Source organism: Lysobacter antibioticus, from assembly GCF_001442535.1.
Classification (GTDB): domain Bacteria; phylum Pseudomonadota; class Gammaproteobacteria; order Xanthomonadales; family Xanthomonadaceae; genus Lysobacter; species Lysobacter antibioticus.
On record NZ_CP013141.1, the window covers coordinates 4,002,496 to 4,024,019 of the forward strand.

Consider the following 21,524-nt stretch of genomic DNA (forward strand, 5'->3'; position numbering starts at 1 on the left):
GAGCCCGTCGCGAATTGACGCCGGTTTTACGCTCCACCCCGCGCAGCGAATGGCGTCTTTACGCCTGTCGTTTCTACAGTGCTTCGCAGGCGCGCCGCTCCGAGTGCGCCGTGAGTACCGACGTGTCGATCCTGATCCTGCGCGGCCCGCAAGGCGGTGTGTCCGAGGTTGATCCGATGGCTCCGGCTCTGGCCGGCGCGGTGCGCGCGACCCTGGTCGAGCGCGCCGCCATCGCCGGCAAGGCGCTCGCGCTGCGCAGCTGCCGCAGCGAAGACGAGTTGGTCGAATGCCTGCAGGCGATGCGCGCAGCGAATACCGAGCTGCTGTTGCTCGACCCCGGCGCCTGCCTGCCGGCGAGCGGGGCCTTGCGCGACGCGCTGGCGCGGTTGCCGATGCCGTACATCGAGGTCCACGACGATGACATGCACGCCCTGGAGCCGTCGATCGTGCCGCAATGCGGTCCGCGTCTGCGCCTGGTCCACGGTTACGCCGCGCAAAGCTATACCTTGGCCCTGTCGATCGCCCTGGAGCACCTGGGCTGCGCCGAAAGCGGCAACGACATTCACGTCGGCACCTGAGCCACGCTCATGAGCTCAGCGTCGGAGCATCATTTCTATTTCGCCGATTACGAGATCCTGGTCGGCGGCCGTTTCTGCATCCGCGGCGAGACCACCCTGGATTACGCGCCGCCGGATGCGGAAGGTTTCGACCCGGCCGAATTGGTCGAGCGTATCCGCAGCCAGGTCGCCAGCGAACGCGGCGTGGAGCGCGATGAAGTGCGGATCCGGCATCTGAGCCGGTTGTAGCGATCGGGAATTGCGGTCATCGCAGCGTGTCGCTGTGGCGAGCGGCCGTGGATTCGACCGTTGTGGTCGGTTTGCGGTCGCGGCTTGCGGCGCTCTTACCCAGGAGCGGCATCGCAAGGGGTAGGAGCGGCGCGAGCCGCGACCCGCGATTCAAGCGACGGCGAAACCGTCACCTGTCGTCAGACCTCGACCTGCGCGAACGACACCGCGCGGGTGTGGCCGTGGGTGGCTTCGCCTTCGCGCGGTTGCGGATAGTCGTCGAGGCGGTCGATCAGCACCGTGGCCAGGCCGGCCTCGCGCGCGGCGTCGAGTTCTTCGACCACGTCGGACAGGAACAGGATCTCGCGCGCGGGCAGCCCGATCGATTCGGCGATGCGCGCATAACTGTCGCGCTCGCGCTTGCCGCCGACTTCGGTGTCGAACCAGCCCGAGAACAACTCGGTCAGGTCGCCGGCGTCGCTGTGGCCGAACAACAGACGCTGCGCCGGCACGCTGCCGGAGGAATAGACGTACAGGCGTTGGCCCTGGTCCTTCCACTGGCGCAGCGCCGGTGCGGCGTCCGGGTACATGTGCGAGGTGAAGTCGGCGCTCTTGTAGCCGTCGGCCCAGATCATGCCCTGCAGGGCCTTGAGCGCGGTGTGCTTGCGGTCCTGGTCGATCCAGCCCTGCAGCACTTCGACCACGACCGAGTCCTGGCACACGCCGCCGTTTTCCAGCGCGACCGCATCCAGCCATTTGCGCACCGCCGGCTCGCGCCCGCGTGCGGCGACGAAGCCCGGCAGGGCGCGGCGCGCGTACGGGAACAGCACGTCCTTGACGAAGGAAATGCTGCTGGTGGTGCCTTCGATGTCGGTGAGGATGGCGCGGATGGGCATAGGGCTAGTCGTGAGCGGAGAGAAGTGAATAAGGGGTGTTGAGAATTACGGCGCGGCATGAGCGCCAGCGGGCGGCGACGAACGAGCGAGGCGAATCAGGTCCGAGCGCAACCCGCTCACTCCTCACTCCTCTGCGCTCACTCCTCGTCTCAACCCGCCTGGCCCTTCTCGTAGCGCGGAAACTGCTGCGCCAGATCAGTGCCGGTGAAATAGCCGACCCAGCCGTCCGGCTCGGTGAAGAAGCGGATCGCGACGAAGCTCGGCTGCGGGCCCATGTCGAACCAGTGCAGGGTGCTGTCGGGCACCGAGATCAGGTCGCCCTGTTCGCACTTGATCTCGTAGACCTTCGGCTCGACATGCAGAGTGAACAAGCCCGAGCCGGCGACGAAGAAACGCACTTCGTCTTCCTTGTGGTAATGCTCGTCGAGGAACTTGCTGCGCATGGTGTCGCGCTGCGGGTTGTCCGGGGCGATGCTGACCACGTCGACGGTCTTGAAGCCGCGCTCGGCGACGATGCGGTCGATGTCGCTGCGGTAGGCGGCCATGATGGTCTCGGGCGAATCGCCCGGCTTGACCGGCTGCGCGGCCTGCCATTGCTCGAAGCCGACGCCGATTTTGGCGAGCTCGCGCGCGATCTCGCCCTGGTCGGAGGTGCTCAGTTGCGGGGTGTCGGGTTGGTCCTCGACGAAAATGCGCAGGCGACTCATCGCTGCAGCCTCCTCAGTTCCAGTTCGCATCCCAGCAGGAATTCGAACGCCTCCAGATGGCGCCGGGCTTCGGCCATGTCGCGGCCCCAGGCATACAGGCCGTGGCCGTCGATCAGATAGCCCCACATTGGCTGGCTGTCGAGGGTGGCGTCGACCTGGGCGGCCAGGGTCGGCATGTCCTGGGTGTTCGGATACACCGGCAGGTCCAGGGCGGTTTCGTGGGTGGTGGTGCCGGAAAAGGCCTTGAGCAGCTCGTAGCCTTCCAGGTGGACGTGGCCGATGCCGGCGTACAGGCGCGAGGCCACGGTCTGGGTCTGCGAATGCGTGTGCAGGACGCAGCCGACCTGCGGATAGCGCTTGTACAACTGGGTGTGCAGCAGGGTCTCGGCCGAGGGACGGTGGCTGGTCGCGACCGGCTGGCCATCGAGGTCGACCACCATGATGTCGCCTTCGGTCAGGCGGCCCTTGTCGCGGCCGGAGACGGTGATGGCGACGTGCTGGGCGTCGATGCGGCTGGAAAAGTTGCTGCTCGTGGCCGGGGTCCAGCCGCGCAGCGCCAGTTCGCGCACGTTGACGATGATCTCGCCGGCACAGTGCGACAGGCGTTGGGGGTCGTAGGGCAGAGAGCTGTTCATGGTCGCAGTTTACAAACAAACGGCGACCGGATCGCTCCGGTCGCCGTGGGATTGCCGGCCCTGGCGGCAACACAGCGTTGCCGCGGGGCCGCGATGGGTCTCTGGGTCGGCCGTTCAGCTGCTCTTGCGCATCCGGCTGTGGCGGAAGCTGTAGGCGAAGTAGATGGCGAAACCGATGCCGGTCCAGACCCCCATCAGCATCCAGTTATGCGCGGTCATGGTCGACAGCAGCACCAGGCAGCTGATGATGCCGGCCAGGCAGATCGCCCAGGCGAACGGGATCCGGAACGGGCGCGGCAGATCCGGCTGGGTGCGGCGCAGGATCAGCACGCCGGCGCAGACCGAGGCGAAGGCGATCAGGGTGCCCATCGAGGTCATGTCGCCGAGGATGTCGAGCGGGAACAGCGCGGCGAGCAGGGCGATGCCGATACCGGTAATCACCGTGTTGACGTGCGGGGTGCGGTACTTGGGGTGGATCTTGGTGAACACCGGCGGCAGCAGGCCGTCGCGGGCCATGATCATGAAGATGCGCGGCTGGCCGATGATCATCACCAGCACCACCGAGGACAGGCCGACCAGGGCGCCGATCTCGACCACCAGGCGCAGCCAGTTCAGCTCCGGATGGCCGGCGATGGCGGTGACCACCGGCTCGTCGGTGCCGAGCAGGTTGTACGGCGCCAGGCCGGTCATGACCGCGGCCATGCCGATGTAGAGCACGGTGCAGATCGCCAGCGAGGCCAGCATGCCGATCGGCATGTCCTTCTGCGGCTTGTGCGATTCCTGCGCGGCCACCGACACCGCCTCGAAGCCGATGTAGGCGAAGAAGACCATGGAGGCGCCGCGCAGCACGCCTTCCCAGCCGTATTTGCCGGGCCCCTGCGATTCGGGAATGAACGGCTGCCACAGGGTCGGGTCGACGTACTTCCAGCCGACCACGATCACCAGGATGATCAGGCCCGACTTCAGCAACACCATCGCCATGTTCATGGCCGAGGATTTGCGGATGCCGACGTAGCACAGCCAGGTCAGCAGCAGCACGATCGCCGCCGCCGGCAGGTTGGCGATCGCGCCGGTCGGACGCAGCTTGGCGTCGAGCGGCGCCTGCACCAGCGCGGCGGGCAGGGTGATGTCGAAATGTTCCAATAGACTGAGGAAATAGCCGGTCCAACTGACCGCGACCGCCGACGCGGACACACCGTATTCCAATATCAGCATCCAGCCGATGAACCAGGCCGCGAGCTCGCCCAGGGTGGCGTAGGTGTAGGTGTAGGCGCTGCCCGAGACCGGCACCATCGCCGCGAACTCGGCATAGGCCAGGGCGCAGAAGGTGCAGCAGATCGCGGCGAGCACGAACGACAGCATGATCGCCGGGCCGGCGTGTTCGGCCGCGGCCTTGCCGGTGATCACGAAGATGCCGCCGCCGATCACCGCGCCGATGCCGAGCGCGGTCAGGCCCCAGGGCCCGAGCGTGCGATGCAGGCTCAGGCCTTCGGCGTCGGTATGGGCGGCATGCGGATGTTTGGTCGCCCAGAGTTGTCCCAGCATGTGTTTCTTCCTGGTGCTGCTTGCGGCCGTGCAGCGACCTTCCGCTCGTCGTTCCCGCGCACGCGGGAATCCAGGGCCTTGTCTGCGAGAACCTTTGAAGTCGCTGGATCCCCGCCTTCGCGGGGATGGCGATCAAACGCCGCCGGGCCTGGTGACTCGAATCCGATCGCTGGTGCGATGCGCGTTACGTGAAAGGAAAAAGGCCGGCGGAAGTTCCGCCGGCCTCGATGACTGCGTGCGGGTCAGGCGGCGTTGGCGGCCTTGCGCAGCTTGCTGTTGCGGTAGCCGTAGCCGAAGTAGATCAGCATGCCGATCGCGGTCCAGCCGGTCATCAGGTGCCAATGCTCGGAGAACGGCTTCCAGAACAGGTACAGGCAGGCGACCGCGCCGAGCGGGCAGACCACCACGGCCAGCGGCACCCGGAACGGGCGCGGCAGGTCCGGGCGGGTGCTGCGCAGGATCAGCACGCCGACGCAGACGGTCGCGAAGGCCAGCAGGGTGCCCATCGACACCAGCTCGCCGAGCAGGCCGATCGGCAGGAAGCCGGCCAGCAGACAGGCGAACGCGCCGACGATGATGGTGCCGACGTAGGGTGTCTGGAACTTCGGATGCACCTTGGCGAAGAACTTCGGCAGCAGGCCGTCCTTCGCCATCGAGTAGAAGATGCGCGGCTGGCCCATCAGCATGACCAGGATCACCGAGCTCAGGCCGGCGATGGCGCCGATCTCGACGGCGAGCTTGAGCCAGCCCAGTGCCGGGTAGGCTTCCAGCGCGGTCGCGACCGGCTTGGGGGTGCTCAGCATGTGGTAGGGCAGCAGGCCGGTCAGCACGCCGGACACGATGATGTAGATGATGGTGCAGATGACCAGCGAGCCGAGGATGCCGATCGGCATGTCGCGCTGCGGGTTCTTGGCTTCGCCGGCGGCGGTGGAGACCGCGTCGAAACCGATATAGGCGAAGAACACCACCGAGGCGCCGCGGATGATGCCGTCGTAGCCGTACTTGCCGGGGCCCTGGCTTTCCGGGATGAACGGCACCCAGTTGTCGGGATTGATGTACTTGGCGGCGAAGACCACGAACAGGGTGATCACCACGACCTTGATCGCGACGATGATCGAGTTGATGAAGGCCGACTGGGTGATGCCGACGTAGCACAGGCCGCTGAGCGCGGCGACGATCGCCACTGCCGGCAGATTGATCAGGCCGCCGGTGTAGACGATGCTGCCGTCGACGACGTTGAGCGGCGCGGCCGCGAGCGAGGCCGGCAGGCCCATGCCGAAGGTGGTCAGCAGGCTGTTGAGATAGCCCGACCAGCCGACCGCGACGGTCGAGGCTGCGAACAGGTATTCGAGGACCAGGTTCCAGCCGATGAACCAGGCGACGAATTCGCCCAGGGTGGCGTAGGAATACGAATAGGCGCTGCCGGAGACCGGCATCATCGCCGAGAACTCGGCGTAGCACAGGCCGGCGAGGGCGCAGGCGAATCCGGCGACGATGAAGCTGAGCACGATGGCCGGGCCGGCGTGTTCGGCCGCGGCGTGACCGGAGAGGACGAAGATGCCGGCGCCGATCACGGCGCCGATGCCTAGCATCACCAGTTGGGTGGCGGTCAACGATCGCTTCAGCGTTGCCTCGCCTTCGAGGCTGCCCTCTACGGGCTCGCCGGCATCCACGTGGCCGGACGGCGCCACCGGTTTGGTGATGAACAGGCCTCTCGACATCGAACTCCCCTCTCTCTCGTAAGAAGTGATCTCTACCCGTCGTTCTGGCGACGACGATGACCGCCTCCCTCAGTGGAGCGGCGGGCCACCTTAACCCAGGGTGGAAATGGGCGGCAAGCGCACACGGTCACGGCCTTTGCCCGCATAATCGCGCCCCCGGTCGCGCGCCCAGTGTCCACTCCGCATGCCTGCGAAACATTCCGACGCCATCGAAGATCTGCGTTCCAATCTCATCGAATATGGCCGACGTTGGCCGCAGGAAGCCGAACATACGCTGGCGTTTCTAGCCTTGCTCGACGAGGCCCAGGGCCGCGGCACCGCCCCGGACGGCGCCCTGGCGCCGGGCGACCCCTTCGAGCGCGAGCGCCTGGCCGGCCATTTCACCGGCGGTGCGTGGCTGATCGACCGCCCCGGGCGCCGGGTTTTGCTGACCCACCACCGCAAGCTGGAGCGCTGGCTGCAGCTCGGCGGCCATGCCGACGGCGACCGCGACCTGGCCCAGGTGGCCCTGCGCGAAGCCGAGGAGGAGTCCGGCCTGACCGGGCTCAGCCTCGAGCCCGGGCTGTTCGATCTGGACCGGCATTGGATCCCGGAACGCCGCGACGTGCCGGGGCATTGGCACTACGACCTGCGTTACGTCGTGCGCGCGAGCGACAACGAGGACTACGTGATCAGCGAGGAATCGCTGGACCTGGCCTGGCGCGAGATCGCCGAATTGCTCGACGACCCGGGCAGCGACGAGTCGATGCGGCGCATGGCGCGCAAGTGGTTGGAGCGTGGCTGAGATCGTCGCCGCCATGGCCCCCCCCCCGGCGGCGCCGGCCGATACAGAACTGGGCGGCCGCATCCGCGAGGCGTCGCCTTTGACCGTACCCGCCGCTGTAGGAGCGGCGTAAGCCGCGACCAAGGGACGGGTAGAGGTTGCATTGCCGACGTCCCCGATCGAAGCCGTGAAATCTCGCGGGGTAGGAGCGACGCAAGTCGCGACCGCGTAGCACTCGATCACCCGCGCCGGCACCCGCAGATTCGCGGTCGCGGCTTGCGCCGCTCCTACCCCGGCGAAAGCACGCCGCTTCGACGGATGGCATCGGCATTGTTGTTTCCGCGCGTCCCGCGGTCGCGGCTCACGCCGCTCCTACAGAGGATGACGGCGCCGTACTCTGGTCCCTATTGCTGCCTTCGGCTTCGGCTTCGGCTTCGGCTTCGGCATTGGCATTGGCTGTGCGCCGCCGCGCACTCGCGAAGGTAACCGAAGACCCGCAGGGCGGCGCGCAGGGATGCGCGCCGTTTTTCATCGGGACAGGGATGTCCCGTATGTAGATCCCTGCGAATGCATCGCTCGTGCGGGCTTGTGATTCAAAGAAAAAGCATTCTTCTTTGGTTACCTTTCTTTTGTTGCTTATGACAAAAGAAAGTAACCCGCCGCTTTAGTGGCGGAAGCTTTGGGTTTGATCTTCATCTTGATCTGGCTCGTTTAAGCGATGCGCCGCAAGACCGTCACAACGATGTCGCGGCTTGCGCCGCTCCTACCCTGGCGAAAGCACGTCGCTTCGACGAATGACGACGGCCTTGTTACCTCTGCGCGTCCCGCGGTCGCGACTTGCGTCGCTCCTACCCAGAAACAGCGCCGCTCCACCGGGTAGGAGCGGCGCAAGCCGCGACCGTGAGGGTCGGGTAGCGCCGTAACTGGGAATTGCAGCCGGTCTCGCCCCCGCGCCTCTAAGGACAGCGGCCTCAGGACGCGAAACGCAGACTCAAACCCCGATCGCCGGATCGCTCACGCCTGCCGTGCCGTTTTCGGCATGCCCGGCGATGCGGCGCAGCCAACCGGCATCCGAATCGGAGGTGATGCTGAAGTCGTACCAGCGCTTGCTCGTGGCGAGCGGCCAGTGGTCGCGCAGGGTCGCACCCGGCGCCAGATCGTAATGGCGCGCCGGTGCGTCGCTGTAACGGTTCGCGCGCAGGCTCAGACGGCAGGCGGCGCGGCCGCGATTGACGAATTCGAGCGTCAGCATCTCGCCGATCGCGTCGTGGCGGACCGAAACTTCCGGGTCCGCGCCCTGCGCCGCAGTCGCCTTGAGCAGGTCGCCGCGGAACACGCGCAGGAAACCGTTCGGGCCATAGGCCGAAAGGTCGTAGATGCCCTTGGTGTACTGCTTGGCGCTCCAGTAGTCCGACAACTGCGTGCCCGGGTCGAGCGTGTAATACCACGGGCCGTCGCTGCGATTGCCGGCGTACACGTTGTAGCAAGCGCCGGCGACGCCGTCGTTGCCGAAGTCCAGCCAGTAACGTCCGCTGCTCGCTTCGATGCGGCCGTCGACGCGTAACTCGTACGGCAGCGCGCGCGCGGGCCGCTGGCCGCGCTCCTGGCGCGGCATCCGCGCTTGCGCGGGCGGCTTAGGCGTCGCCAGTTTGCAACTGGCATCGGCGCCGGACATGGCGCCGTCGGTGTCGGGCAGGGCCGGCCACTGCGCATTCGGATTGGCGAAGTCGAAGGCGGTACTGAGGTCGCCGGCCACCGTGCGCCGCCAGGCGCTGATGTTCGGCTCGGCGATGCCGAAGCGCGCCTCCAGGAAGCGCAGCACCGAGGTGTGGTCGAACACCTGCGAATTGACCCAGCCGCCCTTGCTCCACGGCGAGATCACGAACATCGGCACGCGCACGCCCAGGCCGACCGGCACGCCGTTGTAGTTCTCGGTTGCGGTGTCGACGGTGCTCTTGCCGAGGCTGGAGGTGATCGCCGGCAGCGGCGGCGGCACGTGGTCGAAGAAGCCGCCGTTCTCGTCGTAGTTGATGATGAAGACGGTCTTGGACCAGACCTCGGGATTGGCGACCAGGGCTTCGAGCAGGCGCGCGGTCAGCGACTCGCCGTAGGCCGGGGTGGCTTCCGGGTGCTCGCTCATGATGTATGGCGGCACGATCCACGACACCGCCGGCAAGGTGCCTTCGCGCACGTCCTTGGCGAAATCGGCGATCAGGTATTCGCCGCGCGAGGCCTTGGCGTTCTCGGCGGTCGAACCCGGCGCCCAGGCGCGGCCGCGCTTGTACAGTTCGGACTGGCGATCGAGCTTGCGGAAGTTGGCGAAGTAGGGGAGCGAGTTGTCGCCGTAGTTGTCGTGTTCCTGGTACACGCGCCAGGCGATGCCGGCGTTCTGCAGGCGCTCGGCATACGTCGTCCAGCGATGGCCGACGAAGGTCGGTTTGTCCAGCGCCATGTCGGCGGTCCAGTTGCCGTCGTCGGCGTTGTTGACCGCTTGCGGGCCGAAATCGCCGACGGTCATGCCGCTGGTGCCGGCGAACAGATGCATGCGGTTCGGATTGGTCGGGCCGTGGTGCGAGCAGTAATAGGCGTCGCACACCGTGAACGCATCGGCCAGCGCGTAGTAGAACGGCAGGTCCTCGCGGGTGAAGTGGCCCATGCACATCGGGCCCTTGGTCGCGACCCAGGCGTTGTAGTCCTTCCAGCGCGTGTGCGAGCCCTTCCAACTGTGGTCGATGTCGGCCATGCAATGCGCGGCGGTGTTGCGGGTGTCGAGATGGAACGGCAGCACTGCCTGCGCGTTGGTCGTCGACTTCGGCTGCTGCCAGACCGTCTTGCCGCCGGGCAGCGGAATCGGGCGCGGATCGTCGAAGCCGCGCACCCCGCGCAGCGCGCCGAGGTAGTGATCGAAGGAGCGGTTTTCCTGCATCAGGATCACCACGTGCTGCACGTCCTGGATCGTGCCGCTGACGCGCGCGGCCGGCGTGGCCAGGGCGGCGCGGATCGAGGGAGGCAGCAGGCCCAGCGCGGCGGAGGCGCCGGCGAGTTTGAGGAAGTCGCGACGGGTGGATGCGGTCAAGGCCTGGCTCCGGTGCTGGGCGTGGCGGCGTATAGCCGCAGGAAAAGATAAGCCTGAGCGCTACAGATTGCAGGTTCGTGGCAGCGTCGCGCCAGCGGGCGGGGTCACGTTTTCGCAAGCGCGGGCCTGCGATCGGGCGGCGATTTATGTGAGCGCGGGCAGAGATCGCATCAACCGAAAGATTCGTTGAGGCTTGCTTTCGCTTTCGCGGTTCGCGCCGCATTTGCAAAAGCCGGCGATCCAAGGGTGGGAGCGATGTCCTGCTGGACTTCTTTCGGTCATAAGCCGCGACCCACGGTGCGTGGAGGGTTTCGTCGCGGCCGGGGTTTCGCGGTCGCGGCTCGCGCCGCTCCTACCCGTTGAAGTCGGTGGCTTCCTGTAGGAGCGAGGTAAGTCGCGACCCACGTCTCAAGGGATGTTTCGTCGCAGTTGCGTTGTCGCGGTCGCGGCTCGCGCCGCTCCTACTCCGTAGAGCCTTTGGCTTCCTGCACCGGATCTGCGCTAGGGACTGTTCAGTCGTGCAACCACTTGGTCATCAGTCGGCGCGGATGCGCCGCGTAGCCGGCGCGTTCGTAAATGCCGCGCGCATGGGCATTGTCGTCGTTGACCTCGAGCCGCAACGCGTCGAGGCCCTCGGCCCGGCATAGCGCTTCGATCTCGGCCAACGCCCGCTTGGCCAGGCCGCCGCCGCGGTGCGCGGGCAGCACGAACAACTCGTCGAGCAGGCCGTAGCGGCCGCCGAATTCGAGGCTGAAACAGAAACCCAAGACGAAATAGCCGGCGATTTCGCCATCGCATTGGATCAAACGCAGGTGGCCGGCGCTCGCATCGGCCACCAGCGTCGCGAGTGCGCGACGCAGCGCGGCCTCGTTCCAGGGCAGGTGTTCGACTTCGTAAAACTCGCGCAGCACCGGCAACAGACGCGGAAGATCCGCGTCGGTCGCCGCTGCGAAACGATAGTCGGACGCTTGCGCCACGATCAGTCGGCGCGGCCGGCGAACTCGCCAGTGGCGGTGTTGACCAGCACGCGTTCGCCGTTGCCGATGTATTCCGGAACCATGATCTCGATGCCGGTCTGCAGCTTGGCCGGCTTCGGACGCTTGGTCGCGGTGCCGCCCTTGAGTTCCGGCGGGGTCTCGATCACTTCCAGAGCAACGCTGGCGGGCAACTGCAGCGCCACCGGCTGATCGTCGATGATCTGCACGTAGCAGCCGCTGAGGTCGTCGACGATGTAGCCGGCGTCGTCGCCGACCACGTCGGCATCGAGCGTGTACGGCGTGTAGTCCTCGTCGTCGAGGAACACGAAGGCGTCGCCGTCCTTGTACGAATAGGTGACCTGGCGGCGGGTCAGTTCGACTTCCTTGAGCTCGTCGTCGCCGCCGACGCTCAGGTCGAACTTGGTGCCGCCCGGAACCGAGTACATGGTGAAGCGGAACTTGACGTTGCCGCCGCGGCCCTGCGGCGAGCTGCGTTCGATGTCGCGCACCTGGTACACGGTGTTGTTGTGCTCGATTACGTTACCTTTTTTTACGTCGTAGGCTTTCATGGTTTTGGGCCGGGAATGGGGAATGGGGAATGGGGAATGGGGAATGGGGAATCGGGAATCGGGAATGGGGAATGGGGAATCGTGAGAGCGGAAGCCAGCGAACGGAAACTAGAGAGGGAACCGCTTTGCGATTCCCGATTCTCCATTCCCGATTCCCGGCTTACTTCGGCGCCAACCGTGTCGCGCCGTCGAGGCGGATGGTTTCGCCGTTGAGATAGCGGTTGCCGAGAATGTAGGCAACCAGGTCGGCGAACTCCTCCGGACGGCCCAGGCGCGAGGGGAACGGGATCGAAGCGCTGAGCGACTGCTGCACCGAGTCGGGCATGCCGTCGACCATCGGCGTCCAGAAGATGCCTGGGGCGACGGTCATGACGCGGATGCCGAAGCGCGAGAACTCGCGCGCCATCGGCAGGGTCATGCCGACCACGCCGGCCTTCGAGGCCGAGTACGCGGCCTGGCCGATCTGGCCCTCGTAGGCGGCCACCGAAGCGGTGTTGACGATCACGCCGCGCTCGCCGTCGTCGCCGGCTTCGTTGTGCTGCATCAGATTGGCCGCGGCCTTGGCGACGTTGAAGCTGCCCACCAGGTTGACCATGACCGTGGTCTGGAACTGCGACAGCGCCATCGGCGCGTCCTTGCCGAGCACGCGGCCGGCGCCGAGGATGCCGGCGCAGTTGATCGTCGCGTTCAGGCCGCCGAGAAACTCCTTGGCGGCGCCGAGGTTGGCGGCCACGCCGGCTTCGTCGGTGACGTCGGTGCGGAAATAGCGGGCCTTGTCGGCGCCCAGTTCGGCGACGGCCTGCGCGCCCTTGTCGTCGTTGACGTCGAACAGGGCGACCTTGCCGCCGCGGGCGACCAGGTGCTGGGCCACGGCCAGGCCGAGGCCGGAAACGCCGCCGGTAATCACGGCGCGGACGTTGTCGAGTTGCATGAGCGGTCCTGAAGGCGGAAAGGGCGCCATTCTAAAGGACCAACCGGGCCGGCGTCGGGGCAGGGCGCTGCAGTCCCTGTGGCCTCGCGGGGTACAAGACGCCTTGGCGTTGAGGGATGGGTGCATCCATTCACCCTGCTTCTCTGGAACGACGGCTGGCAGGGGCGTCTCGCGGCCCATCTATCGTCGTTCCCGCGAAGGCGGGCTCGGCTTTACTTCGGCGGAGCCGAATACTCAGGGCTTTACCTAGGTGTCGCTCTGAAGCCTCTGGATCCCCGCCTTCGCGGGGATGACAACTGGAGGGGCTGGCCCCCATCCATTTGAAGTCGTTCCCGCGAAGGCGGGCTACCGTCGCCGCAGCAGGCCTAAACCGAGCGCAGATACCAGGTATGGCTGCCGGGCAGTTCGCCATAGCCCATCGGTGCTTCCAGCAGCTGGAAACTGTTGCCCTGCAGCAACCGCTGGGCCTCGCTCATCCGGTCCAGCATCTCGGCATAGCACTGGCCGTAGCCGAAGCCGCGGGCGGTCAGCAGGCATTTGTCCAGCAGCGCCTGGCCCAGGCCCAGCCCGCGCACCGACGGCAGCAGGTAGAACTTGCGCAACTCGCAGACCCCGTCGTCGCCGCCGAGCAAGGGCGCGATGCCGGCGCCGCCGCCGAGTTTGCCGTCGCGTTCGACCACGAAATACGCGCTGCGCGGCCGGCTGTAGACCCGCTGCATGGCGTCCACTTCCGGGTCGCTGACCGAGCCGGCGCCGAACTCCGCCTGCACCTGGCGGGCGATCGCCGCCAGCGCGGCATCGTCGCGGGGCAGGATCGGACGCACTACGACACCAGGCGGCAAGGTCATGCGGGTAGAGCTCTCGACGGGATTGGCTGCATCCTCGCTCAAGTCGGGGCGCTTGCGAAGATGTCGGCGGGCGGAGCTGCTAGCCGAGGGGCTCAGGGAAGCGGCGGAGCCCGCGGCGGGCACAGCCCCCTTGTCCGTGTTGCTGCAGGGATTGCGTTTATGCGCGCTGGCTCGGCGGGCCTTGTCTGCCGGGTGAACCATTTCGATTTACCCCGCACAGGTTGGATAGGCCACGGTCGCCGCTGTCTGGCAACATATTGGCTTCATCCGCCGCGCCGGCCGAAGCATCGGGGCTTGCCCAGAGGCCGCAGTGCGCGGCTAAAGGCAGAGGCCTGTTTCATGGAAGAAGGCTTGAGGGCATTGGTATCGTTGAGTGTGGCCCGCGCGCCCTATAACACGCTCACTCCGGCGGTCGTATCCGAGTTCTGCACCCAGCACGGTGTGCCGCCGGAAGAGTTTCATGATCGTTTTGCGCGCTTCGTCGCTTGCGAGTTCGCCAAAGGCGAGCTGTCCTATGCCGACGCCGACTGTGTCATCAATGATCTGGCCGCTTGCGTCGGCCCCGACATGCACGGCGTGGTGCTCCGGGTGTATCACGCCTTCGACAGTGGCGAGTATCTTCGCCCGCAGGACGCCGAAGGAACCATCCCCTGGCAAAAGTACACGTTGCCGCAAATCATGGCATTGCTCACCGAGGAAGGCTGGCTCGGTTGAATAGCCGCGGCGAGCGATGCTCGGCCAGTGCAGCCGTGGCGCTGGGCGGTCTTAGTCGTGCACGAACATATCGAGATACGGATTAAAGGAGAGTCGGTGGGCGCTTTGGATCACTCGTTCGCGACGTTGCGCCTGTTCGGCGACGATCTGGTTCCAGAGCAGATCAGCGCACTGCTCGGAGCGGAAGCGACTGCCGCAGAGCGCAAAGGGGAAACCTTGGTGGGTCGCGTGACCGGCGGCGTGCGGATCGCCAAGACCGGCAGTTGGAGACTCAGGGCTACAGAGCGGGAGCCGGAGGACCTGGAGGCGCAAGTGTTCGAAATTCTCGACCAATTGTCCGCCGATCCGAGCGTCTGGCGATCGCTGGCGCGCTACGAGCCTGATTTGTTTTGCGGCATATTCATGCGCAGCAGCAACGACGGCCTCTGTCTGTCGCCCAAGGCATTGCTTGCGCTATGCCAAAGAGGCATCGAACTGTCTTTGGATATCTATGATCCCTGCGAGGAGGACGCTGAGGCGAGGCCTTGAGCGTCGCTCCGTCGCGCCTCAACTCCGCATCCGGCCGAGGCAGTAATCGCGCAGGTCGTTCGGGGCCAGCCCCGGGGCGAACAAAAAGCCTTGGCCGATGGCGACCCCGAGCTCGCGCAGGAAGGCGCGCTGGCGTTCGGTTTCGATGCCTTCGGCGACCAGGCCGAGGCCGAGGCTGCGGGCGATGCCGGTGACGGCCTGGCACACGGCGACGTCGGACTGGTTGTCGGGCACGCCCTGGACGAACAACTGGCTCAGCTTGAGGCCGTGGATCGGCAGCCGGCGCAGGTAGTTGAGGGCGCTGTAGCCTTCGCCGAAATCGTCGATCGACAGGCTCACGCCGAGTTCGCGCAGGCGGGCGAAGGTGCGCACGGTGTCGGGCGCGTCCTCGATCAGTACGCGCTCGGTGAATTCCAGTTCCAGCGCGCTGCCGGACAGGCCGTACTCGGACAGGGCCTCGGTGACGCTGTTGGCGAGGTCGTCGCCGAGGAACTGGCGATAGGACACGTTGACCGCGACGCGCTCGATGCGCAGGCCCTGGTCGCGCCACTCGCGCAGTTGCCGGCAGGCCTCGTGCAGCACCCAGCCGCCGATGCCGACGATGTCGCCGGTGGTTTCGGCGTGGCCGATGAAACGGTCCGGGCGCATCTCGCCGAGCGAGCGGTTGCGCCAGCGGATCAGGGCTTCGACCGCGATCACGCTGCCGTCGCTGAGATCGACCTGCGGTTGATAGACCAGGTGCAATTCGTCGTTGTGCACGGCGCGCCGCAGATGGGTTTCCAGTTGCAGGCGGTGCAGTTGTTGTTCGGCCAGTTCCGGGGTGAAGGCCTGCCAGCTGTTGCGGCCGCGGCGCTTGCTGTCGTACATGGCGACGTCGGCGCTCTGGATCAGCTGCTGGGCGGTACGGCCGTCGAGCGGCGACTGGGCGATGCCGATGCTCGCGGTGATGCTGAATTCTTCGCCGTCGACGCGGAAGCTGTCGCCGAAGGTTTCCAGGATCGAATCGGCGATGCGCTCGGCGCGCTGCGGTTCGCCGTCGAGCGAGCAGACCACCAGGAATTCGTCGCCGCCGAAGCGGGCGATCTGTGCGCGCTCGCCCACGGCCTGGCGGATGCGTCGCGCCGCCGAGGCCAGCAGGCGGTCGCCGGCGGCATGGCCGAGCACGTCGTTGACGACCTTGAAGCGGTCCAGATCGATGTAGAGCACGGCGATCGGCGACTGCGGGAAGGTATCGAGACGTTGTTCGAGTTCGGCCTGCACGGCGTCGCGGTTGAGCAGGCCGGTCAGCGGATCGCTGCGCGCCTGGATGCGCAAGTGCTCCTCTTCGAGCTTGCGTTCGGTGATGTCCTGCAGGGTGCCGGTGATGACCTGGCCGATCGGCTCGCCGGTGCCGGCATCGCCGATCACGCGCACCCAGAAGCTGCTGCCGTCCGGGCGCAGGCCTTGCACTTCCAGGTCCAGGCCGCGGCCGTTGCCGAGGCTGCGTTCGAGTCCGTTGCGCAGGCGGTGGCGGTCGAGCGGGCGCAGGCAGTTGAGCAGTTCCTCGATCGAGATCAGCGGCGTGTCGTAACCGAGGATGTGGGTGGCCTCGTCGGTCAGGTACAGACGGTCGCGGCCCGAGTCCCATTCCCAGCCGCCGATGTGCGCCAGCGCCTGGGCGCGGTCGAACAGGGCGCTGTCGCGCTTGAGCGCGGTGACGTTGGAGAACAGCGCGAACACCTGGTGCGGGCGGTCGCCGCCGGCCGGGAAGCGCGGCACCGCGGTCACCGACAGCCAGATCAGTTCGCGGCGGTCGCGGTGATACAGGCCGAGCACGGTGCTTTCGACGATGCGGCCGGTCGACAGGGCGACAGTGGACGGATACTGGTCCCGGCTGAGTTCGTGGCCGCGCTCGTCGATCACCATCCACTGCCCGGAGCGCAGTTCGTCGGCGATGCTTTCGCCGCTGTGCAGCGACAGCAGGCGCATCGCCGCGCTGTTGGCATAGACGATGCGCAGATTGTCGTCCTGCACGATCACGCCGCGATCGATCAGCTCGACCAACTCGCGGAAACGCAGCTCGGCTTCCTGGCGATTGCTGAGGTCGCGGGCGATGGCGATGATGCGGCGCTGGCCCTGGTGGATGAAGCCGGCCGAATGCACCTCCACCGGAAAGCGGGTGCCGTCGCCGCGTTTGTTGGTGACCTCGATGATGTAGCTCTGGCCGCGGTTGAGCGTTTCCCACACCGGGATCAGGTGATCGCGCGGCAGTTCCGGATTGAGGATATGGATCGGCTGGCCGAGGATCTCGTCGCGGATGCGCCGGTGTTCCTGGGTGCCGTGGCGATTGATCTCGATCACCGTGCCCTCTTCGTCGAGCACGGTGACCAGGTCGGGAATCGCATCGAAGGCGGCGCGGTACAGGCAGGCGTGATCGGCCCCGGCGGCCTCGTGTCCGCTGCCGCCACGGCGCAAAGCCTCGGCGGCATCGCCGAGCACGCGGCGCAAGCCCTGGTCGAGGGCGGGGTCGTCCAAGGCGCGTTCGAGCGCCGCCAGCGTGTCCGCCACCGAGGCTTGCGCCGATGGAAGCGGAGCGTCCGCGGGCGCGCCGGGCTTCACGCGGCGAGGGCCTTGCCGACCTTGCTGCCGGTTTCGCGGCCGAGCAGGCCGGCCAACCAGCGCCCGGTTTCGGCCAGTGCGTCGAGATCGACGCCGGTCTCGATGCCGAGCCCGTGCAGCATGTAGACCACGTCTTCGCTGGCGACGTTGCCGCTGGCGCCCTTGGCGTAGGGGCAGCCGCCGGTGCCGGAGACCGCCGAGTCGACCACGGCCACGCCTTCTTCCAGGCAGGCCAGGATGTTCGACAGGGCCTGGCCATAGGTGTCGTGGAAGTGCACGGCCAAGGCCGCGGTCGGCACCTCCGAGGCCACCGCCTTGAACATCGCCCGCGCCTTGCCCGGCGTGCCGACGCCGATGGTGTCGCCGAGCGAAACCTCGTAGCAGCCCATCGCATGCAGCGCGCGCGCCACGCGCACCACGTCGGCGACCGGCACCGCGCCTTGGTAGGGGCAGCCGAGCACGGTCGAGACATAGCCGCGTACCGCGACGCCGTCGGCCTTGGCGCGCGCCATCACCGGTTCGAAGCGGGCCAGCGACTCGTCGATGCTGGCGTTGATGTTGGTGCGGTTGAACGCTTCCGAGGCCGCGGTGAACACCGCGATCTCTTCCACGCCGACCGCGCGTGCGCGTTCGTAGCCTTGCTCGTTCGGCACCAGCACCGGGTAGTGCACGCCGGGCTTGCGATGGATGCCGGCGAAGACCTCGGCGGCGTCGGCGAGCTGCGGCACCCATTTCGGGCTGACGAAACTGGTCGCTTCGATGCTGCGCAGGCCGGTCGCCGACAGGCGATCGATCAGGGCGATCTTGTCGGCGGTGGCGATCTGCGTCTTCTCGTTCTGCAGTCCGTCGCGCGGACCGACTTCGACGATACGTACGGAAGCGGGCTGGGTCATCGTGTGTCCTTGGCGGTGGCGCGTTGCAGCACCATGGCTTTCTTGTCGGTGTCGTAGAGCAGACCTGCGTGCTCTTCGAGGGTGTCGCGCAGTTGTTGCGACGTGCCCTCGACCAGGGCGAAGCGGTCTTCGAGTTTGCGCCCGCGCAAGCTGCCGGCGGCGATCGCCGTCAGTGCGCGTTGCGAGTCGGGCAACCAGGCGTTGGCCTGGTCGCCTTCGATGCGGTACAGGACCAGGAATACGGCGCCGGCCGGCGTGGTCTTGCTGAGTTGCTTGTGCTCGGCCCCGATCGCACGCTCGGCATCGGCCGGGGTCAGCACGATATAGCGATCGCGTTCGATCCTGAAACCGGTCAGGTCGAGCGCGACCGGTTGCTCGCGCAGGCCCGGCCAGTCTTCGGTGTGGCAGCGCGCGTCGATACGGATGCGTTTGGCGACGCCGTCGGCGCGCAGGTTCCACTCGCCGGGCAGTTCCGGGTCGCAACTGCGTTCGGCCACCGGCGAGCGCTCGAAGGCGACGCAGCCGGTCAGCAGGCCCAGCGATACCGTCAGGGCGCCGAGCAGCGCGCCGCACCGGCGCGGCGCGGTCGCGGACGAGGGCTGGGCGCGATCGGGCGGGGTCGCTTTCATCGAGGGCCGTTGGGCATGGGGCGGTAGGACCGAATGATCGGGCGCGAGAGCTCCGCTGCGAAAGCCATCATGAGCCCGGAAAGCGGCAAAGCTCAAGCGCAAGTCTGGGTTGCGTCATCGCAAGGGCGGTTTCCCGGTCGCGGCCGCGGGCTGCGGCCCCATGCCCGTGCCGTTGCTTGCTGTGCCGGCCCGGTTCTCCGGTTATGCCCGTAGTTCATCTTTGGAAAAACCGGTGCAGTTCCCCCTTTGGAAGGGGGAGGGGGATTGGCTTTTGCTCGTCCCGGCCGATGTGTCCCGGAGCGCAGAGCAAATCCCCCGCGCGATGAGGTTCACGGCGGCATCGGACTTGCGTTGCGCGCCGCCCCCTTTTCCAAAGGGGCGATTTCACGATGGTTGGCGATCTTTTCCCCGCCGAGCTGTTCCTCGCTTTGCCCGTGCAGCTCCCCCTTTGGAAAAGGGGCAGGGGGACTGCTTTTGCAACTCCAGTCGCAGCGCAGAGCCCCCGCCGCCCGATCTCAGGCCGTTTCCAGCGTCGCCAGCACCGCATCGGCTTCGACGAAATCGCCGGCCACGGCGCGCACTTCGGCGAGGACGCCGGCGCGCGGCGATTTCAGGCTCAGCTCCATCTTCATCGCCTCGATCACCATCACTTCCTGGCCGGCCTCGACCGCATCGCCGGCGGCGAGCTTGACCACGACCACGCGGCCCGGCATCGGCGCGGTGACGTTGTTGCCGGAACCGGACGCAGCGCTGTGTTCGTGGCGGTACATCGGCACCGATTCCAGGCGCAGGCGGCGCTGGCCGTCGTGCATGACCACGCGGCCGCCGTTCTCGGTCAGGCCGTCGCCGAAGGCGGTCAGGCGACGGGCGCGGCCGTCGATGCGCAAGCTCAGTTCGGCGCCGTCGAGGCGCGCCCCTTGAACCTGGTGCTGAACGTCGGCGAGCGCGGGAATCTCGATCCGGTAGTCGCCGCCGCTGCCGTGCGCCTGCAATTCCAGACGCTCGTCGCGCTGCACGAAGGCCAGGCTGCGGCGGCCGCCGTGGCCGAGGCGCCAGCCGTCGGCGATCGCCCAGGGCGAATCCGGGTCGTTGGAGGCGGCAGCGTTATCGCGGCTGCGGCGTTCCTGCGCCAGCAACTGGACCACGGTCGCGCCGATCAGCAGGTCGCGGTCGCCGACGGCGTCGACCTGCGCCGCAGGCATGAATTCCTCGAGATGGCGATCCAGATAACCGGTATCGATGCGGCCTTCGACCACCGCCGGATGGCGGACGAGGCGCTCGAGGAATTCGATGTTCGACTTCGGCCCGGCGATCTCGCATTGGGCGAGCGCGCCGCGCAGGCGCGCCAGCGCGCGCGGACGGTCCTGGTCGAACACGATCAGCTTGGCGATCATCGGGTCGTAGAAGATCGTCACCGTGTCGCCTTCGATCACGCCCGAATCCAGGCGCACATGGGCGTCGGCGGACGGCAGGCGCAAGCGTTCCAGTTTGCCCGAGCCAGGCAGGAAGCCGGCTTCGGGGTCTTCGGCGTACAAGCGCACTTCGATCGCATGGCCGTGCTGGCCGATGCCATCCTGCGTGCGCGGCAGGGCTTCGCCGGCGGCGACGCGCAACTGCCATTCGACCAGGTCCAGGCCGGTGACCAGCTCGGTGACGGGGTGTTCGACCTGCAGGCGGGTGTTGATCTCCATGAAATAGAAGCCACCGTCTTGGCCGACGATGAACTCGACGGTGCCGGCGTTGACGTAGTCGATCGCTTGCCCGGCCAGCACCGCCGCCGCGCCCATCGTCGCGCGCAGTTCGGCGCTGAGGAACGGCGACGGCGATTCTTCCAGCACTTTCTGGTAGCGGCGCTGGGCCGAGCACTCGCGCTCGTTGAGGTGGATTACCTGGCCGTGGCGGTCGCCGAAGATCTGGATCTCGATGTGGCGCGGGCGTTCGACATAGCGTTCCAGCAGCACGCGGTCGCGGCCGAAAGCGTTGCGCGCTTCGCGCTGGCAACTCTCGAGCAGGGCCGGGAACTCCTCGCTCGCGCGCACGATGCGCATGCCCTTGCCGCCGCCGCCGTGGGCGGCCTTGATCATCAGCGGATAGCCGATGCGGTCGGCTTCGCCGTGCAGCAGGGCCGGGTCCTGGTTCTCGCCGGTATAGCCCGGCACCACCGGCACGCCGGCCGCCTGCATCAGTTCCTTGGCGCCGGCCTTGCTGCCCATCTTGCGCATCGAGGCGGCCTTGGGACCGATGAAGGCGATGCCCGCGGCCTCGACCGCGTCGGCGAAGTCGGCGTTCTCGCTGAGGAAGCCGTAGCCGGGGTGGATCGCCTGGGCGCCGCAGCGCAACGCCACCTCGATGATGGCGTCGCCGCGCAGATAACTGTCGGCCGGACGCGGGCCGCCGATCGGATAGGCCTCGTCGGCCTGACGCACGTGTTGCGCGTTGGCATCGGCCTCGGAATACACCGCGACGGTGCGGATGCCGAGGGTGCGGCAAGTGCGGATGACGCGACAGGCGATCTCGCCGCGGTTGGCGATCAGGATTTTTTCAAACATGAAGGAGCACGCCGATCGGGCGCCGCAGCGCAAGGTGGAAGGAGGCCGCGCTACGAACCGGTCGCGCGCGGCCTGGGTATTTTCGCCTATGCATCGGCGCGATGGAGCGAGTTGGAACTCCGTGCCAAGGCGCCGCTCGCGGCACGCCGTCGCAATACCG

At 67.0% G+C, this 21,524-nt stretch carries 19 protein-coding genes; 5 read left to right on the forward strand and 14 right to left on the reverse strand.

The window, feature by feature from the left end:
• The first annotated feature begins 110 nt into the window (after window positions 1-110).
• Together GLA29479_RS25375 and GLA29479_RS16185 are read left to right on the forward strand one after the other, a co-directional pair.
• Window positions 111-578: a type II 3-dehydroquinate dehydratase gene (locus GLA29479_RS25375; RefSeq protein WP_057972189.1), complete on the forward strand. Its 468-nt coding sequence runs from the start codon at window positions 111-113 to the stop codon at window positions 576-578.
• Window positions 579-587: 9 nt separating this feature from the next.
• A complete protein-coding gene (locus GLA29479_RS16185) occupies window positions 588-806 on the forward strand; it encodes a hypothetical protein (RefSeq protein WP_057972190.1) in 219 nt (72 codons plus the stop codon).
• Window positions 807-985: 179 nt separating this feature from the next.
• Here the strand turns inward: GLA29479_RS16185 and mtnC are convergent, their stop codons facing one another.
• The 5 genes from mtnC to GLA29479_RS16210 form a co-directional block, all read right to left on the reverse strand.
• On the reverse strand, window positions 986-1,681 hold the full coding sequence (mtnC, locus tag GLA29479_RS16190) for an acireductone synthase (protein ID WP_057972191.1): 696 nt from the start codon (window positions 1,679-1,681) through the stop codon (window positions 986-988).
• A 149-nt stretch (window positions 1,682-1,830) separates the two neighbouring features.
• The gene (locus tag GLA29479_RS16195; protein ID WP_057972192.1) at window positions 1,831-2,388 is read right to left on the reverse strand and encodes a 1,2-dihydroxy-3-keto-5-methylthiopentene dioxygenase; all 558 of its coding nucleotides are present in this window, start codon (window positions 2,386-2,388) and stop codon (window positions 1,831-1,833) included.
• Window positions 2,385-3,023 carry a methylthioribulose 1-phosphate dehydratase gene (locus GLA29479_RS16200; protein ID WP_057918420.1) on the reverse strand — a complete coding sequence of 213 codons (639 nt, stop codon included), beginning with the start codon at window positions 3,021-3,023 and terminating at the stop codon, window positions 2,385-2,387. The genes GLA29479_RS16195 and GLA29479_RS16200 overlap by 4 nt, the downstream gene beginning before the upstream one ends.
• A gap of 114 nt (window positions 3,024-3,137) precedes the next feature.
• Entirely contained in the window at window positions 3,138-4,568 is a 1,431-nt protein-coding gene (locus GLA29479_RS16205; protein ID WP_057972193.1) for an amino acid permease, read from the reverse strand.
• Between the two features lie 242 nt (window positions 4,569-4,810).
• Window positions 4,811-6,289 (reverse strand): amino acid permease, encoded by a 1,479-nt coding sequence (locus GLA29479_RS16210; protein ID WP_057918418.1) that lies wholly within the window; start codon window positions 6,287-6,289, stop codon window positions 4,811-4,813.
• Between the two features lie 184 nt (window positions 6,290-6,473).
• On the opposite strand from GLA29479_RS16210, the gene GLA29479_RS16215 reads away from it, so the two are divergent.
• Window positions 6,474-7,073, forward strand: a complete 600-nt coding sequence (locus GLA29479_RS16215) for an NUDIX hydrolase (protein WP_144436556.1) — start codon at window positions 6,474-6,476, stop codon at window positions 7,071-7,073.
• Between the two features lie 970 nt (window positions 7,074-8,043).
• Here the strand turns inward: GLA29479_RS16215 and GLA29479_RS16220 are convergent.
• The 5 genes from GLA29479_RS16220 to GLA29479_RS16240 form a co-directional block, all read right to left on the reverse strand.
• On the reverse strand, window positions 8,044-10,128 hold the full coding sequence (locus GLA29479_RS16220; RefSeq protein ID WP_057972194.1) for a phosphocholine-specific phospholipase C: 2,085 nt from the start codon (window positions 10,126-10,128) through the stop codon (window positions 8,044-8,046).
• A gap of 512 nt (window positions 10,129-10,640) precedes the next feature.
• Entirely contained in the window at window positions 10,641-11,105 is a 465-nt protein-coding gene (locus tag GLA29479_RS16225) for a GNAT family N-acetyltransferase (RefSeq protein ID WP_057972195.1), read from the reverse strand.
• Between the two features lie 2 nt (window positions 11,106-11,107).
• Window positions 11,108-11,674, reverse strand: a complete 567-nt coding sequence (gene yeiP / locus GLA29479_RS16230) for an elongation factor P-like protein YeiP (RefSeq protein ID WP_057918415.1) — start codon at window positions 11,672-11,674, stop codon at window positions 11,108-11,110.
• 160 nt (window positions 11,675-11,834) lie between these two features.
• A complete protein-coding gene (locus GLA29479_RS16235) occupies window positions 11,835-12,605 on the reverse strand; it encodes an SDR family NAD(P)-dependent oxidoreductase (protein WP_057918414.1) in 771 nt (256 codons plus the stop codon).
• Window positions 12,606-12,970: 365 nt separating this feature from the next.
• Window positions 12,971-13,495 (reverse strand): GNAT family N-acetyltransferase, encoded by a 525-nt coding sequence (locus GLA29479_RS16240; RefSeq protein WP_248842743.1) that lies wholly within the window; start codon window positions 13,493-13,495, stop codon window positions 12,971-12,973.
• 297 nt (window positions 13,496-13,792) lie between these two features.
• On the opposite strand from GLA29479_RS16240, the gene GLA29479_RS16245 reads away from it, so the two are divergent.
• Together GLA29479_RS16245 and GLA29479_RS16250 are read left to right on the forward strand one after the other, a co-directional pair.
• The gene (locus tag GLA29479_RS16245) at window positions 13,793-14,167 is read left to right on the forward strand and encodes a hypothetical protein (protein WP_144436557.1); all 375 of its coding nucleotides are present in this window, start codon (window positions 13,793-13,795) and stop codon (window positions 14,165-14,167) included.
• Window positions 14,168-14,224: 57 nt separating this feature from the next.
• Window positions 14,225-14,695: a DUF4279 domain-containing protein gene (locus GLA29479_RS16250; protein ID WP_345775644.1), complete on the forward strand. Its 471-nt coding sequence runs from the start codon at window positions 14,225-14,227 to the stop codon at window positions 14,693-14,695.
• An 18-nt stretch (window positions 14,696-14,713) separates the two neighbouring features.
• Here GLA29479_RS16250 and GLA29479_RS16255 read toward each other — a convergent pair whose 3' ends face one another.
• From GLA29479_RS16255 to GLA29479_RS16270, 4 genes are all read right to left on the reverse strand, one after another.
• Entirely contained in the window at window positions 14,714-17,209 is a 2,496-nt protein-coding gene (locus GLA29479_RS16255) for a sensor domain-containing protein (RefSeq protein WP_248842744.1), read from the reverse strand.
• Between the two features lie 80 nt (window positions 17,210-17,289).
• On the reverse strand, window positions 17,290-18,186 hold the full coding sequence (locus GLA29479_RS16260) for a hydroxymethylglutaryl-CoA lyase (protein ID WP_031373344.1): 897 nt from the start codon (window positions 18,184-18,186) through the stop codon (window positions 17,290-17,292).
• Window positions 18,183-18,815, reverse strand: coding sequence for a hypothetical protein (locus GLA29479_RS16265; RefSeq protein WP_057972199.1), 633 nt, complete (start codon window positions 18,813-18,815; stop codon window positions 18,183-18,185). Before GLA29479_RS16265 ends, GLA29479_RS16260 begins: the two co-directional genes overlap by 4 nt.
• A gap of 515 nt (window positions 18,816-19,330) precedes the next feature.
• The gene (locus GLA29479_RS16270) at window positions 19,331-21,364 is read right to left on the reverse strand and encodes an acetyl/propionyl/methylcrotonyl-CoA carboxylase subunit alpha (protein ID WP_057972200.1); all 2,034 of its coding nucleotides are present in this window, start codon (window positions 21,362-21,364) and stop codon (window positions 19,331-19,333) included.
• Window positions 21,365-21,524: the final 160 nt, after the last annotated feature.